Source organism: Blastococcus haudaquaticus (assembly GCF_900230285.1).
GTDB classification, from domain to species: domain Bacteria; phylum Actinomycetota; class Actinomycetes; order Mycobacteriales; family Geodermatophilaceae; genus Blastococcus_B; species Blastococcus_B haudaquaticus.
Genome location: NZ_OCNK01000001.1, coordinates 953360 through 968068, shown reverse-complemented (window position 1 = coordinate 968068; position 14709 = coordinate 953360). Strand labels below are relative to the sequence as shown.

Below are 14709 nucleotides of genomic sequence, written 5' to 3'. Positions count from 1 at the left end.
CCTTAGCGTCCCGCCATGACCTGTGAGACCGCACCCGCCCCCGCCGCTGCGCCTCCGGCCGACCCGCCCACCCCGCGCTCCCCGCATGCGGTGCTGGGCGCCCTCACGGTGTCGGCCGGGGCCACCGTGACCGTGGAGCTCGCACCGACCGGCCTGCTCCCCGAGATCGCCGCCGACCTGGGCGTCAGCGCCTCGGCGGCCGGATCGCTGGTCGCCGTGTGGGCGCTCACCCTCGCGGCCACCAGCCTCCTCCTGGTCCGCGCCACCCGACGGCTGCCCCGGCAGCGGGTCATCGCGGTGGGGGTGCTGGTCAGCGGCCTCGCCACCCTCGCCTCCGCCGCCGCGCCGACGCTCGCCGCCGCCGTCCTCGCCCGCCTCGTGGGCGCCGCCGCCCACGGGCTGGTCTGGGCGCTCCTCGTGCCCCACGCAGCGAGCCTGGTGCCCCCCGAGCGGCTCGGCCGGGCTGTCGCGGTCGTGCTCGCCGGGCCGACCGCGGCCGCGGTGCTCGGCGTCCCCCTGGCCACCGCCCTCGGCGGCGCCGTCGGCTGGCGGACGGCGTTCGCCCTCCTCGCGTTGCTCACGATCCCGCCCGCGTGCGTCCTCCTCGTGGCACCCGCCGCCGCCCGGCGGGAGTCGACGGGCACGGGCACGACCTGGTGGCGCGACCCGAGCATGCCGGGCGTGCTGCGCAGCGCTGCCGCCACCGCGGCCGTGCTGGCCGGCCACTTCGCGGCCGCCACGTACGTCGCGGTGCTGGTCACCGACGCCGGCCACCTGCCGGCAGCTGCGGTGCCGGTGGTCCTCTTCGTCTTCGGTGCGGCCGGCGTCGCGGGGCTGACGGTCGCCGGTCCGCTCTCGGACCGGCGTCCTAACGGGGCCCTCGCGGGCACGGCCGTCGCGTTCGCCGTCGCGCTGGCCGCGCTGGGGCTGCTGGGCACGCATCCGGTGCCGGCCTTCCTCGTCGTCGCCCTCTGGGGATTTCTCGTCGGCCTGCTGCCGCCCGTGTTCCAGACCCGCATGGCCCGGCTGGCCGCCCCGCAGGTCCGGGACGTCGCGGGGGCGCTGGCGATCACAGCGCTGAACGTCGGCATCGCCGCCGGCGCGGTCCTCGGCGGCCTGGTGCTCACCCGCTGGGGACCTCCGGGGCTCGTCGTGGCCGCTACGGCGCTGGCCGCGACGGGGGCGGCAGCGCTCGTCCCGTGGCGCAGGACGCCCGGTAGGGCGCATGGCGCGCCCACTCCCGGGGAACCATCCGTTGCATGACGCAACCGGCGCCCGCCTCGGACCACGTCCTCGCCAAGGACGCGGCGGAGGGGAGCGGGAGCGAGTCGACCGGCACGGTCGTCGTCGCGGGCCTGGCGAACCTCGGGATCGCGATCGCCAAGCTGGTCGGCGGCCTGGTGAGCCACTCGTCGGCGATGCTCTCGGAGGCCGCCCACTCCCTCGCCGACACCATCACCGAGGTGCTGCTGTTCGTCGCGCTCAAGCGCGGCACCAGGGCGCCCGACGGTCGGCACCCCATCGGCTACGGCCGAGAGACCTACTTCTGGGCGCTGCTGGCCTGCCTGGCCACCTTCACCCTCGGCGCCGGGTTCTCCTTCTGGCAGGGCATCACCACGATCCTCGAGGGCGAGGAGCAGGGGGACCCGCTGATCGCCTACGTCGTCCTCGCGCTCTCCTTCCTCCTGGAGGGCGCGTCCTGGCTGAAGGCGGTGCGCCAGGTGCGCAGTTCCGCCCGGAAGTGGGGGACGACGTCGCGCCGGTACCTGCGGGAGACCAGCGACACCACGGTCAAGGCGGTCACCTTCGAGGACAGCGCCGCCCTTGTCGGACTCGTGCTGGCCGCCCTCGGGCTGGGGCTGGAGCAGCTCACGGGCGACCCCGTGTGGGACGGCGTCGCGGCGATCGCCATCGGCGTGCTCCTGTTGTTCGTCGCGGGTTCGCTGGCCGGGGCGAACGTGTCGCTGCTCATCGGCCGGTCGGTGTCCCCGCGGATCGAGGAGGAGCTGCGCCAGGAGATCGCCGGGCTGGACCAGGTCAGCGACGTGCCGGTGCTGATGACCACGGTGATAGGGCCGGGGCAGCTCGTCGTCATGGCGAAGGTGGACTTCGACGACACCGCGACCGTGGCGGACATCGAGCGCGCCTCGGACGAGGCGGAGCGCCGGCTGGTGGCCCGCCACGGGGGCGTGCGCTTCGTCTTCCTGGACCCGACCCGGGGGGACGGGCGGGCCCGCGCCGAGGTGCAGCCGCCGCGGGATGCCGGTGACGCGCGGAATGGTTGAGCCGTCATCGAAGTTTGCCCGGTCATGCAGGTAGAGGTCTGGTCCGACGTCGTGTGTCCCTGGTGCTACATCGGCAAGCGCCGCCTGGAGACCGCCCTCGAGCGGTTCCCGCACCGCGACCAGGTGGAGGTCGTCTGGCGGTCCTTCCAGCTCGACCCCTCCGTGCCCGAGGGCGAGACGCACGCCACGCTGCCGGCCCTCGCCGCCAAGTACGGCGCCAGCGTCGAGGACATGCGCGCGAACATGGCCCGCGTCGAGCAGGTCGCCGCCGACGAGGGGCTGGAGTACCACCTGTCGGACGGGATCAGCGGGAACACGCTGCTGGCCCACGAGCTGCTGCACCTGGCCGCCGAGCACGGCAAGCGCAACGAGCTCAAGGAGCGCCTGCTGCACGCCTACTTCGAGGAGGGGCGCTCGGTCTTCGACGTCGACTCGCTCGTGCCGTTCGCCCTCGAGGTCGGCCTGGACGAGACCGAGGTCCGCGAGGCGCTGACCGACCGGCGCTTCCTGGCGGCGGTCCGGGAGGACGGCGCGACGGCCAAGGCCCTGGGCGCGACCGGCGTCCCGTTCTTCGTCGTCGACCGGAAGTACGGCGCCGCCGGAGCCCAGCCCGCCGAGCTGCTCCTGCAGGTCCTCGAGCGCGCATGGGCCGACGCGAACCCCCTGATCGCCGTCCCCGCGGCCGACGGCTGCACCGACGACAGCTGCGCGGTCTAACCGAGGAGACGGGGGACCGCGCGGAGTGCCTTCTCCGCCGCGGCGTCCAGGTCCCGGACGACGTCCATGGCCGACCGCTCCTCGGTGACGAGTCCGACGGACTCGCCCGCGTAGAGCGGTCCCTGCTCGAGGTCGTCGATCTGCCGGGCGTCGACGACGCGCTGCGACGCGGCGGCGTCCTGTCGCAGCTCGTGCTCGCGTCCGTGCCACGTCCGGCTGAACTCGTTGACCAGGGCGCGCCCCGGCCAGCGTTCGGGCCAGGCCAGCCCCTGGGCCACGTCGAAGGCGCGCGTCAGCACGGTCGCGTCCCCGCCCGCAGCCCGGACGCGCTCCCGGGCCGCCGCGGAGTTGAGCCCCTCGGGGCAGGCCAGCAGCGGCGTGCCGATCCAGACCCCGGCCGCTCCGGCGACCAGGGCCGCGGCCATCCCGGGCCCCGTCGCGATGCCGCCTGCCGCGACGACCGGTCGGTCGGTGAGGGTCAGCACCTCCTGCAGCAGCGGCAGGGTGGCGCGGTGCCCGGTGTGCCCACCGGCCTCGGTCCCCTGGGCGACCAGGACGTCGACGCCGGCGTCCACCGCGTGGTGCACGTCGGCGGTGGTGTTCACCTGGGCCGCGACCGCGATCCCGGCGTCGTGCAGCGGCCCCACGTAGGGCGCCGGGTCGCCGAAGGACACCGACACGAGCCCGGGCTGCGCGGCGATGGTCGACTCGAGCAGATCGGGCCTCTCGGGCAGGACCCACGCCATCAGGCCGACGCCGAAGGGCAGCAGCTCCGCGGCCGGGATCGCGCACTGCTCGGTGACGAACTGCGCGGAGTGGGACCCGCTCACGCCGATCATCCCGAGACCGCCCGCTCGGGATACTGCGGCGGCCAGCTCTCCACCGGAGACGCCGGCCATCGGCGCACCGATGACCGGCGTCGTCAGGTCGAACCAGCGGGTCAGCGACGTCCTGATCACCTACCCATCCTGCCGTCGCCCACGCTGATCCGCTTCCCGCCGTCGCGAGCGAGCCGGCGGCGTCAGGTCCGCTGAGGCACCGGGTTTCTCGTGACGGCGGACCGCAGCATCGCTGGGACGATCCGGCGGTGGAAGGGCCGGATGAGAGCGAAGTAGAGCCGCCCGAGCGGGCCGTGGAAGGTCACGGTCGTCGTGAGCAGCAGGGAGTCGCCCGCATAGTCGGACTGCAGCAGACGCAGGCTGACGCGGAAGTCCAGGTGCCGGTCGTCGACACCCATGAGCACCTCACCATCGCGACGGCTCAGCACCGGGAAGCCCTCGTGCAGGTCGACGCCGGAGGCCTCGCGCAGCCCGAGGGGGCGCACCAGGAGGTCGCGGAGCCGCAGCAGCCGCCGAACGGTGGCCGGTGGAGAGGCGAAGATGCTCCGGCGCCAGACGTCGAGGTCCGTGGACGCCGCGGGGGGCAGCGCGACGGTGAAGGCGTCGGCGACGTCCGGTGTGGAGGCGGCGAGCAGGCCGTCGACGGGTGGCGGCGCGGCCTGCACGCGGCCGGCCCGGCGGGTCAGTCCGCCCACCCGGCGGAGCAGTCGGACGTACGGCGACCAGGCCGTGCGCTGCCGGCCGGGCTCGAACCGCTCGTGCACGCGGTCGAAGGCGTCCTCGACGACGGCGTCGTGGACCGGGCGGATCACGAGTGGCCACAGCAGGCGGGTGCGGCCGAGTGCGCGAGCGGTGAGGTGGTGGCGCATCAGCGCGCCGCCCGGCCGGGGCTGCACGTCGAACGTGTGGGTGCCTGCGAGACCGCAGGAGGGATCGAACCGGAACACGACGCGGCGGCCGGGCTCGTACGTCTCGACGGTGTAGCGGATGTCGCTGTGTCCGCCGACGGCCCCTTCGCCCAACCGGCGGTCGAGCTCCATCGGCCACCAGTCGTCGCGCGGCCAGACCGCATCGTCAGCACTGCCGAGGGTGGCGAGGAGGGCTCCCACGGCTTCGGGCGTAGCCGGGACGAAGCGTTCGTGGACGTTGTGGACCTTCACGGCGACCAGCTTCCATACGGGACCGTATGGTCCGTCCGTACGGTACCGTACGGACGGTGGCGCGGGAACAGCGGCTCGGTCGGGAGATCTGGACCCGAGCCGCACTGGACGTCCTCGGCGAGCGTGGCGTGGCGGGGTTGGCGATCGAACCGCTGGCGAGGTCGCTCGGCACCACCAAGGGCAGCTTCTATTGGCACTTCCGCAACCGCGAGGAGCTCATCAGGGCCGCCCTCGAACGGTGGGAGAACGAGGAGACGGACGCGGTCATCGCCATGCTGGGGCCGCTGGCCGACGCTCGCTCCCGCTTGCGGGAACTCGTCACGGCGATCTTCCTGACCCACGGAACCGTGCCGGACCGCAGCCTCGGGCTGGCCGCCGACGCCAGCCACCCGGCTGTGGCGGAGGTCCTGGCCAGGGTGACGCGCCGTCGCATCGGCTACGTGGCCGAGCAGCTCGTGACCGCCGGCCTCGAGGAGGAGGAAGCCCAGCATCGTGCGGTGCTGGCGTACACGTCGTACCTGGGCTACTCGACGCTGATGCGCAGCACTCCGGACGTGGTACCGCGGGGGCCGCAGGCTGAGGCGTTCCTCGACTCCATGATGCGCGTCCTGCTCACCTGAGGTCGTCGTTCCGACCTGAGGCAGAGGGCGTGGGGACGGTGCTCCGGATGTTCGCTCGTCGCGGCGTCCGGAGCACCGCCCGCCATCATCGGGTGGCGGGGCCGCCCTGGTCGGTTCCCTGCAGGCGGCCCAGGAACTCGTGGCAGCGCTTCGCCCGCGCGGAGTCCTGCTCCATGACCTCGCGGAAGAAGCCTGCGACGTCGTCCAGACCCGCGTTCTCCGCGTCCCGGACGTACTGGCCGTAGTCGTGCCCGGCCTTGAGCGAGTGGTACTGGACGGAGATGAGGTCGTAGTAGACGTCCTCGAAGCCGGTCTCGCCGGTGGCCATCGGTCCTCCTCGAACTCGAAACGGTCGGTACGGGGTGCGCGGTACCCGTGCCGGACCGCTCCGTCACATCGAGGTCAGGGTTTCGAGGTCAGGGTTCCGACGCCAGGCCGCCCGTGACGTCGCCGCCGCCGGCCTCGTCGGGCAGGTTCTGGCTGGTCGCCAGCTCGTCCTCGCCCGCCGTCTCGGGATCGTCGGCGGCCGAGGCGAGGTCGTCGCCCTGGCCGTGCGCGCCGGGGTCGGCCTGCAGCGTGCGCGGGTCGTTGAGCGGGTCGGGAACGTCGGGATCGGTGACGGTCATGGCGCTCGCATGCCCCCGCCGCGCGGGGGAGGAAACCTCTGGCGCAACGCGTAACCGACGTGTTACGAATGACCCGTGGAGGCGATGGCGGCGCTGGCGGACCCGGTCCGGCGGGAGCTGGTCGCCCTCCTGGCGCGTGGGGAGGTGCCCGCCGGAGAGCTCGCCGGGCGCTTCCCGGTGAGCCGGCCGGCCATCAGCCGCCATCTGCGGGTGCTGCGCGAGGCGGGGCTGGTCACCGCCCGCACAGAGGGACGACGGCGCCTCTACGCGCTGGATCCCGGGCCGCTGCGCGAGATCGACGACTGGCTGGAGCCCTACCGCGACCTGTGGGCCCAGCGGCTGGACGCACTGGACACCGAGATCGCCCGCGGCCGGCGGGCACGACGAGCAGGAGACGGCGCATGACCACACCCGAGACCGCAACCGACCTCGCGACCCGACGCGGCGTGGTGACCCGGCTGGACGACGGCCGGCAGCGCCTGGAGTTCCGCCGCTCCTGGCCCGACCCGATCGAGGACGTCTGGGGTGCGCTCACCGAGCCCGACCGCCTCGCGCGGTGGATCGGCGTCTACGACGGCGAGCGCGGCCCCGGCGGCACCGGCTCGTTCGTCATGACGCACGAGGCGGGCGAGCACACCGGCGAGCCCATGACGATCCTCGAGTGCGACCCGCCCCGGCGGCTGGTGGTGGAGTGGACGCAGCAGGAGTCCGAGGACTGGCGCGTCGACCTGGACCTGTGGACCGAGGCCGGGCGGACCCACCTGAGCTTCCTCCAGGTGTTCCCCGCCGATGCCGACGTCGTCGACTTCGCGATGGGCTGGCACTGGTACCTGGCCAAGCTCGAGGCGGAGCTGGGCGGTGCCCCGGCGCCGGGCCACTGGGACGCCTTCTACGCCGAGGTCGGGCCGTCCTACGGACGCACGCCGTCCTGACCGGAGGTCACGGCCGGCTGAGCAGCGCCATCGCCACCGTGCCGCCGAACCCGGCCGCCACGATCGGCGTCTCCACCGGGTCGAACCCGCCCGGCGTCAGCCGGTGCCGGCAGAGGCGCTCGGACAGGTAGCCGGCGACCATCCCGGTACCGAGGAGGCGCAGCACCTGCCGCCCCCGGTCGTCCGCCGGGTCGCGCAGGAGGCGCGCGATGCCCCACGCCTGCGAGGCCAGCATGTAGGACGGCGCGCTGATCGCCGTGCCGAACCACCAGGAGTCGCGGCCGACGTGCTCCGCGCTGCCGGTCATGAACGGGATGTCGTAGTGGCGTCGCCGGCGGAGGGCGACCACCTGGCCGACCAGGCCGGCGGTGAGCTGGACTGCGGAGACGGCGACGAGCGCCCGACGGTTGGCCATGACGCCGGACCGTAGGGCGCTCGCCGTCCCCGGTGGGACGTTCCGCGCGCCGTCCTCAGACGGGCTGCTGCACCTGGACGGGGTCCGGGCCGGTCCACGGGCCGAGCCGACCGATCAGCCGGTCGCGCGAGGCCAGCCGTGGCCCGGCCTGCACCGGGAAGACGTCGTGGCTGCCGGTGAGCTCCTGCGCGGCGCGGGCGGCGAAGTTCGGGTCGTCCTGCGCCTCGCGCGCGACGGCGACGAGGTCGGCGAAACCCTGGTCGACGATGGCCTCGGCCTGCCGTGCGTCGACGATCAGCCCCACGGCCATGGTCGCGATGTCGGCCTCCGCGCGGATCCGCGCCGCGTGCGGCACCTGGTAGCCGTAGCCGATGGGGTGCTGCCAGCCGCCGCCGAGCCCGCCGCCGGAGACGTCGACGACATCGACCCCGAGTGCCTTGAGCTCACGGGTGAAGGCGAGGGTGTCCTCGAGGGTCACGCCGTCGCGGGAGCCGTCCACCGACGAGACGCGCACGAAGAGCGGCCGGTCCTCGGGCCACGCTGCCCGCACCGCCCCGACCACCTCCAGCGGGAACCGCATGCGGCCCTCGCGCGAGCCGCCGTACCCGTCGTCCCGCCGGTTGGTCAGCGGCGAGAGGAACTGGTTGAGCAGGTAGCCGTGGGCGGCGTGCACCTCGACGACGTCGAAGCCGGCGTCCAGCGACCGCCGGGTCGCGGCGACGAAGGCGTCCCGCACCCCGGTCAGTTCCTCCACGGTCAGCGCGTGCGGCGTGGGCCAGCCCGGCGCGACCGGCACCGCGCTCGCGGACACGGTCTGCCACGGCTCCTCGCCGGGGCGCGCGTCGTCCGCCGTCACCGGGCCCTCGCCGTCCCACGGTCGCTTGCTGGAGGCCTTCGCCCCCGCGTGGGCGAGCTGGATGCCGACCTTCGACCCGTGGGCGTGCAGGAAGTCCACCACCCGGGCGAGGCCGGGCACCTGCTCGTCGGACCACAGGCCGACGTCCCCGTGGCTGATCCGCGCCTCGGGGGTCACGCCGGTGGCCTCGACCACGACCAGCCCGAACCCGCCGAGCGCGAAACGGCCCAGGTGCGCCAGGTGGTAGTCGCCGACGAGGCCGTCGATCACCGAGTACTGGCACATCGGCGCGATCACGAGCCGGTTCGGAAGGGTGACGCCGCGGAGGGTCAAGGGCGAGAAGAGGGCTGGAGTGCTCACGGTGGGGGGCAACACGCTCACCCGGCGTGCTCTTCCATCCCCGACCAGGGTCTTCCGACCTGAGGACCAGACGTCCTAGACGTAACATCTCTCACGGTTACAGCGGTGCGAAGCCTCGGTAACCTCACGTGATCCGGATCGTTGCACCAGCACCGACACCGGGTCCACCGCACCACGTGCCGGTGCCGACCCGCCCGGCTAACCACAGGATGGAGACGCCGTGACTTCCGTGGCCACCCCCGGTCTCGACAACGCCCCCACGACGCATGCCCGACTGCTGGCATGGGTGCGCGAGATGGCCGAGCTGACGACGCCGGACCAGGTGGTCTGGGTCGACGGCAGCGACGAGGAGTGGGAGCGGCTCACGGGCAAGCTGGTCGACGCCGGCACCTTCACCCGCCTGCAGGCCAAGCCCAACTCGTTCCACTGCGCCTCCGACCCCAGTGACGTCGCCCGGGTCGAGGACCGCACCTACATCTGCTCCGTCGACGAGGCCGACGCCGGTCCCACCAACAACTGGATGGAACCGGCGGAGATGAAGTCGATCATGACCGAGCTGTACCGGGGGTGCATGCGCGGCCGGACGATGTACGTCATCCCGTTCTGCATGGGCCCGGTCGAGGCCGAGAACCCGATGTTCGGCGTCGAGCTCACCGACTCCGAGTACGTCGTCGTCTCGATGCGCGTCATGGCCCGGATCGGCCAGTACGTCCTGGACGCCATGGGCGAGGACCGGCCGTTCGTGCCGGCCATGCACTCCCTGGGTGCCCCGCTCGACGAGGGCCAGCAGGACGTCCCGTGGCCCTGCAGCGACACCAAGTACATCGTGCACTTCCCCGAGGAGCGGGCCATCTGGTCCTACGGCTCGGGTTACGGCGGCAACGCGCTGCTGGGCAAGAAGTGCTACTCGCTGCGCATCGCCTCGGTGATGGCGCGCGACGAGGGCTGGCTCGCCGAGCACATGCTGATCCTCAAGCTCACCAGCCCGCAGCAGAAGGTGTACTACGTCGCCGGCGCGTTCCCCTCGGCCTGCGGCAAGACGAACCTGGCGATGCTCGAGCCGACCATCCCGGGCTGGAAGGTCGAGACGATCGGCGACGACATCGCCTGGATGCGTTTCGGTGAGGACGGCCGGCTCTACGCGATCAACCCCGAGTTCGGCCTGTTCGGCGTCGCGCCGGGCACCGGCTACGACACCAACCCGAACGCCATGCGCACCATCGAGCACGGCAACTCGGTCTTCACCAACGTCGCGCTGACCGACGACGGCGACGTCTGGTGGGAGGGCATGACCGACGACGCCCCCGCCCACCTCACCGACTGGAAGGGCCGGGACTGGACGCCGGAGAGCGACGAGCCCTCCAGCCACCCCAACAGCCGCTTCTGCACCCCGATCAACCAGTGCCCGATCCTGGCGCCGGAGTACACCGACCCGAAGGGTGTCCCGATCTCGGCCATCCTCTTCGGTGGGCGCCGCAAGACCACGATCCCGCTGGTCAGCGAGGCGCGGGACTGGAACCACGGCGTGTTCATGGGTGCGACGCTCTCCTCGGAGACCACCGCCGCCGCGACCGGAGCGGTCGGCGTCGTCCGCCGCGACCCGTTCGCGATGCTGCCGTTCATCGGCTACAACGCCGCCGACTACTTCGGCCACTGGGTGAACACCGGCAAGCAGGCCGACGCCACGAAGCTGCCGCGGATCTTCTACGTGAACTGGTTCCGTCGTGACGAGGACGGCGGCTTCCTGTGGCCGGGCTTCGGTGAGAACAGCCGGGTCCTCAAGTGGGTCGTGGAGCGCCTCGAGGGGACGGCGGCCGCCGTCGAGACCCCCGTCGGCCACGTCCCCACCGTCGACTCGCTCGACGTCTCCGGCCTGGACATGGCGCCGGAGCAGGTGGCGGCGGCCCTCGCCGTCAAGCCCGAGGAGTGGCGCGAGGAGATCCCGCAGATCACCGAGTGGTTCGAGAAGTTCGGCGACAAGCTGCCCAGCACCATGTGGGACGAGCTGGAGATCCTCAAGAGCCGCCTGGCCTGACCCAGGACCACCCTGCCCCGGCAGGGAGGAGCGAGGGCCCGGACCGCAGCGTGGCGGTCCGGGCCCTCGGCATTGGTGTGTCGTCGCGTCATCCCAGCGGGCCGTGACAGTCCGGGGTCGGTAGCCTCCCGGGTACCGCACTGACGGCCGGCTCCAGGGCCCCACCGCGAGCTCGCGAGGGGTGGGTGGGAGGCGGTCCTTCCTGGAGGCTCCCCCGCTCGTGGCGAATCCGTACCTGCAGGTGCTCCGGACCCCGCACGCGCTGCCCATGGTTCTCGCCGCCTTCATCGGGCGGCTGCCGCTCTCCATGGTCGGGCTGGGCTGCGTCCTCCTCGTCGCCGACGAGACCGGCTCCTACGGCCTGGGCGGTGCCGTTGCCGCCGCCGGCGCCGTCACGACCGCGGCCGCGGGCCCGATCCTCGGCCGCTGGGCCGACGACCACGGCCAACGGCGGGTGCTCCTCCCGGTCCTCGGCGTCTTCGTGGTGGCCGGGTGCTGCTTCCTCGCCGCCGTGAAGGAGGACTGGCCGCTCTGGACCGTGTTCGTCTCGGCGGGCGTCGCGGGGGCGTGCATCCCGCCGGTGTCCTCGATGATCCGGGTCCGCTGGACGCACCTGCTGCGCGGCAGCCACCGCCTGCCCACCGCGCTCGCGATGGAGTCCGTCGTCGACGAGTTCGTCTTCATCGTCGGGCCGGTGCTCGTCACCTTCCTGTCCACCACGGGGCACGCCACCAGCGGGGTGGTCACGGCGTTCACGCTCGCGGCGGTCGGCAGCCTGCTGTTCGCCGCCCAGGGCCGCACCGAACCTCCCCCGACCCCGCACGAGCACCGCAACGGACCGTCGGCGATCCGCACGCCCGGGCTGCGGGTCCTGTTCGTGGTGGGCGCCGCGGTGGGCGCCATCCTCGGCTGCCTGGAGATCGCGCTGGTGGCGTTCGCCGATCAGGAGGGGGCCAAGTCGCTGTCCGGGGTGCTCATCGCCGGGCTGGCGGTGGGGTCGATGGCCAGCGGGATCGGCTGGGGCACGGTGCACTGGCGGTTCCCGCTGCGGCACCGGCTGGCCGCCGTCCTCGTGCTCATGACCGTCTGCAGCCTCCCCCTGCTGGTCGTCACCGACGTGTGGGTGATGGTCCCCTTCGTCGTCCTGGCCGGCGTCGCCGTCTCGCCGTCGCTGATCAGCTCGTTCACCCTCGCCGAACTCCTCGTCCCGCGGTCCGCGGTGACGGAGGCGTTCACCTGGATCGGCACGGCGCTCGGCCTCGGGGTGGCCGTCGGTGCCTCCGTCGCCGGCAAGATCGTCGACGTGTCCGGGGCCAACGCCGCCTTCCTGGTGGCCACCGTCGCCGCCGCCATCGCCGCCGTGGTCGTCGCGGTGTTCCAGAAGCTGCTGCACGTCCCGGGGGAGCACGCCTCGTCGCCGGCGCTCATCCGCTGATCGTCGGTCACGGAGCCGGGCGCGGCTCCGCGTGCGGTGCCTTGCGGTCATCCGGACGCCGACATCGTCGGTCGACCCCTCGGGCTTGGTGACGGAGACCACCATGCATTACGGTTCCACGGCATTGGCCTAATGGTCCGACCAGGTTGAGCGGTGTTGATCCCCCCACGGGAACGTGCCGCCCGGCGCCCGTGGACGGAGTGGAGAGATCAGCATGCTGTCCGAGGCGATCAGTGGCCTGACCCAGGTCTTCCAGCCGCTCCCACTGGCGCTCATGCTGCTCGGTGTCGCCATCGGGTTCCTGGTCGGCATCCTCCCCGGCCTCGGTGGCGCGGTCACGCTGGCGCTGATGCTGCCGTTCACCTTCGACATGCAGCCGGTCGAGGCGTTCGCCTTCCTGCTCGGCATGTGGGTGGTCACGTCGACGACCGGGGACATCACCTCGGTGCTCTTCGGGGTGCCCGGTGAGGCGACGTCGGCCGCCACGGTGCTCGACGGGCACCCGATGACCAAGCGCGGCGAGGGCGGCCGCGCGCTGGGCGCGGTCCTGTTCAGTTCCGCCCTCGGTGCCGTCTTCGGGGCGCTGGTTCTCGCCCTCGCCATCCCGGTGATCCGCCCGGTCGTGCTCGCCTTCGCGCCGCCGGAGTTCTTCGCCCTGACGATGCTGGGCCTGACCTTCGTCGTCGCACTGTCGGGCAAGCACCTGCTCAAGGGCTTCATCATGGCTGCCTTCGGGCTCCTCATCGCCCTCGTGGGGCTGGACCCGCAGGAGGGAACGCAGCGCTACACCTTCGAGCAGCTCTACCTGTGGGACGGCATCGGCATCGTCCCGCTGGTCGTGGGCCTTTTCGGTGGCGCCGAGGTGCTCCAGCTCATGCTGAGCAAGCGCAGCATCGCCAGCGCCGACGGGGGCGCGACGCCGGAGGCCTCCCTCAGCGGGGTGGGGCAGGGCATCCGCGACGTCCTGCGGCACTGGCCTCTGGTCATCCGCTCCAGCGCCATCGGCACCGGCGTGGGGATCGTCCCGGGCCTGGGCGGTTCGGTGGCCCAGTTCATGGCCTACGGCGCCGCGCAGCAGAGCTCGAAGACGCCGGAGATGTTCGGTAAGGGTGCGGTCGAGGGCGTCATCGCCTCGGGGGCGGTGAACAACGCCAAGGACAGCGGCTCGCTGATCCCGACGATCGGCTTCGGCATCCCCGGCGGCGCCGGCAGCGCGGTGCTGCTGTCCGCCTTCCTCATCGTCGGACTCAACCCCGGCGAGGAGATGCTGACGACGTCCCTCGACGTCACCTTCTCGATGATCTGGGTGACCGTCCTGGCGAACTTCATCGCGGTGGCGGCGGCGTTCTTCGTCCTCAAGCCGCTCACCCGCCTGACGTTCATCTCCGGCCCGCTGCTCGTGCCGTTCCTGCTGCTCCTGCTCGCGCTGGGCGCCTACACCGCCAGCAACAGCTTCGCCGATGTGCTGGTGATGATCGTCGCCGCGATCGTCGGGGTGGTCTGCATCCGCTACGACTGGCCGCGGGTGCCCTTCCTGCTCGCCGTCGTCCTGGGCTCCCTCGCCGAGCGGTACCTCTTCCTCTCCTACTCGCTGTTCGGGTGGGACTGGCTCACCAGGCCGATCGTCCTGGGCATCGGCGCCGTCATGCTGCTGGCCATCGTCGGGCCGGTCGTGCGGCGCGCGCGGGCCCGCAGCCGGGCGGAGAAGCGCCCCGAGCAGAGCGGCGTGTCGGCATGAGCGCCGCCGAGTCGAGGCACACGACGTCCCCCGCCCGGACCGAGGAGATCGGCATGGCAGACCCGGCCCCGCAGGCGCCGTCGCGCAGATCGTCGACGGGGGCCGTGGCCGACGTCGTCCTCGGCCTGCTGTTGCTGGCGCTCTTCGGCTGGGCCTTCCTCGAAGCTGCCGACTGGTCGTTCAAAGCGGCGATCTTCCCCCGCATCGTGACGGGCCTCGGGTTCTCCGTGGCGTTCCTGCAGGTCGTGCAGTCACTGCTGCGGCTCGCGGGCGGGCGCCGCGCCGCGGGTGCCCGGACGCCGGTCACCAGCCCCGCCGGTCCCATCGAGCCGGTGCCGGCGGAGTCCGTGCCGCAGGCGGCCGGCACCACCGCCGAGGACGACGCCAACGAGGACGACGTCGAGTACGTCTTCCAGACCGCGGGGGCGCGGCGCTGGACCGAGGCGATCGCCTGGGTGACCGGGTTCTTCGTGCTGCTCTACGTCGCCGGCCTCTTCGTGACCGCGCCGCTCTTCTCGGTCCTGTACCTGCGCTTCGCCGGCAAGCGGTCGTGGACGTTCTGCGCGATCTACGCCGTCACCATCGGCGCGGTGCTGTACGCCGCCTTCGAGCTCGCGCTCGGCATCCCGGTGCCGCCCGGTCTCTTCCTGGACTGAACCACCCTTCGTCCCCCCTGCACCGTCACCGTCTC

At 72.7% G+C, this 14709-nt stretch carries 16 protein-coding genes; 10 read left to right on the top strand and 6 right to left on the bottom strand.

What is annotated here, in order from left to right; genetic code table 11:
• Positions 1–15: 15 nt before the first annotated feature.
• Genes CRP30_RS04745 through CRP30_RS04735 form a run of 3 tightly spaced genes read left to right on the top strand, consistent with a single transcriptional unit; the run spans position 16 to position 3002 of the window.
• Positions 16–1263 (top strand): MFS transporter, encoded by a 1248-nt coding sequence (locus CRP30_RS04745; protein ID WP_097182732.1) that lies wholly within the window; start codon positions 16–18, stop codon positions 1261–1263.
• Positions 1260–2285: a cation diffusion facilitator family transporter gene (locus CRP30_RS04740; protein ID WP_097182731.1), complete on the top strand. Its 1026-nt coding sequence runs from the start codon at positions 1260–1262 to the stop codon at positions 2283–2285. Before CRP30_RS04745 ends, CRP30_RS04740 begins: the two co-directional genes overlap by 4 nt.
• A gap of 24 nt (positions 2286–2309) precedes the next feature.
• A complete protein-coding gene (locus CRP30_RS04735; protein WP_097182730.1) occupies positions 2310–3002 on the top strand; it encodes a DsbA family oxidoreductase in 693 nt (230 codons plus the stop codon).
• On the opposite strand, the gene CRP30_RS04730 is transcribed toward CRP30_RS04735, so the two are convergent.
• Both CRP30_RS04730 and CRP30_RS04725 read right to left on the bottom strand, forming a co-directional pair.
• The gene (locus tag CRP30_RS04730) at positions 2999–3961 is read right to left on the bottom strand and encodes an NAD(P)H-dependent flavin oxidoreductase (RefSeq protein WP_097182729.1); all 963 of its coding nucleotides are present in this window, start codon (positions 3959–3961) and stop codon (positions 2999–3001) included. The genes CRP30_RS04735 and CRP30_RS04730 overlap by 4 nt on opposite strands.
• A gap of 62 nt (positions 3962–4023) precedes the next feature.
• Positions 4024–5001, bottom strand: a complete 978-nt coding sequence (locus CRP30_RS04725; RefSeq protein ID WP_097182728.1) for a DUF2867 domain-containing protein — start codon at positions 4999–5001, stop codon at positions 4024–4026.
• Between the two features lie 56 nt (positions 5002–5057).
• Between CRP30_RS04725 and CRP30_RS04720 the strand changes: the two genes are divergently transcribed.
• The gene (locus CRP30_RS04720) at positions 5058–5621 is read left to right on the top strand and encodes a TetR/AcrR family transcriptional regulator (RefSeq protein WP_200814538.1); all 564 of its coding nucleotides are present in this window, start codon (positions 5058–5060) and stop codon (positions 5619–5621) included.
• A gap of 85 nt (positions 5622–5706) precedes the next feature.
• On the opposite strand, the gene CRP30_RS04715 is transcribed toward CRP30_RS04720, so the two are convergent.
• Both CRP30_RS04715 and CRP30_RS04710 read right to left on the bottom strand, forming a co-directional pair.
• Positions 5707–5949 carry an acyl carrier protein gene (locus CRP30_RS04715; RefSeq protein WP_097182726.1) on the bottom strand — a complete coding sequence of 81 codons (243 nt, stop codon included), beginning with the start codon at positions 5947–5949 and terminating at the stop codon, positions 5707–5709.
• 88 nt (positions 5950–6037) lie between these two features.
• Positions 6038–6247 (bottom strand): hypothetical protein, encoded by a 210-nt coding sequence (locus CRP30_RS04710; protein WP_097182725.1) that lies wholly within the window; start codon positions 6245–6247, stop codon positions 6038–6040.
• Between the two features lie 84 nt (positions 6248–6331).
• On the opposite strand from CRP30_RS04710, the gene CRP30_RS04705 reads away from it, so the two are divergent.
• On the top strand, positions 6332–6652 hold the full coding sequence (locus CRP30_RS04705) for an ArsR/SmtB family transcription factor (RefSeq protein ID WP_097183143.1): 321 nt from the start codon (positions 6332–6334) through the stop codon (positions 6650–6652).
• Positions 6649–7179: an SRPBCC family protein gene (locus CRP30_RS04700; RefSeq protein WP_097182724.1), complete on the top strand. Its 531-nt coding sequence runs from the start codon at positions 6649–6651 to the stop codon at positions 7177–7179. The genes CRP30_RS04705 and CRP30_RS04700 overlap by 4 nt, the downstream gene beginning before the upstream one ends.
• Positions 7180–7186: 7 nt before the next feature.
• On the opposite strand, the gene CRP30_RS04695 is transcribed toward CRP30_RS04700, so the two are convergent.
• Both CRP30_RS04695 and CRP30_RS04690 read right to left on the bottom strand, forming a co-directional pair.
• Entirely contained in the window at positions 7187–7594 is a 408-nt protein-coding gene (locus CRP30_RS04695; protein WP_097182723.1) for a hypothetical protein, read from the bottom strand.
• 55 nt (positions 7595–7649) lie between these two features.
• On the bottom strand, positions 7650–8810 hold the full coding sequence (locus CRP30_RS04690; protein WP_097182722.1) for an NADH:flavin oxidoreductase/NADH oxidase: 1161 nt from the start codon (positions 8808–8810) through the stop codon (positions 7650–7652).
• A gap of 220 nt (positions 8811–9030) precedes the next feature.
• On the opposite strand from CRP30_RS04690, the gene CRP30_RS04685 reads away from it, so the two are divergent.
• The 4 genes from CRP30_RS04685 to CRP30_RS04670 all read left to right on the top strand — a co-directional run bounded on the left by CRP30_RS04685 (position 9031) and on the right by CRP30_RS04670 (position 14674).
• Positions 9031–10845 carry a phosphoenolpyruvate carboxykinase (GTP) gene (locus CRP30_RS04685; RefSeq protein ID WP_097182721.1) on the top strand — a complete coding sequence of 605 codons (1815 nt, stop codon included), beginning with the start codon at positions 9031–9033 and terminating at the stop codon, positions 10843–10845.
• A 220-nt stretch (positions 10846–11065) separates the two neighbouring features.
• Positions 11066–12280: an MFS transporter gene (locus CRP30_RS04680; protein ID WP_097182720.1), complete on the top strand. Its 1215-nt coding sequence runs from the start codon at positions 11066–11068 to the stop codon at positions 12278–12280.
• 214 nt (positions 12281–12494) lie between these two features.
• Complete coding sequence (locus CRP30_RS04675) at positions 12495–14018, top strand: tripartite tricarboxylate transporter permease (RefSeq protein WP_097182719.1); 1524 nt, start codon at positions 12495–12497, stop codon at positions 14016–14018.
• 53 nt (positions 14019–14071) lie between these two features.
• Positions 14072–14674 carry a tripartite tricarboxylate transporter TctB family protein gene (locus CRP30_RS04670; RefSeq protein WP_159961543.1) on the top strand — a complete coding sequence of 201 codons (603 nt, stop codon included), beginning with the start codon at positions 14072–14074 and terminating at the stop codon, positions 14672–14674.
• Positions 14675–14709 lie beyond the last annotated feature (35 nt).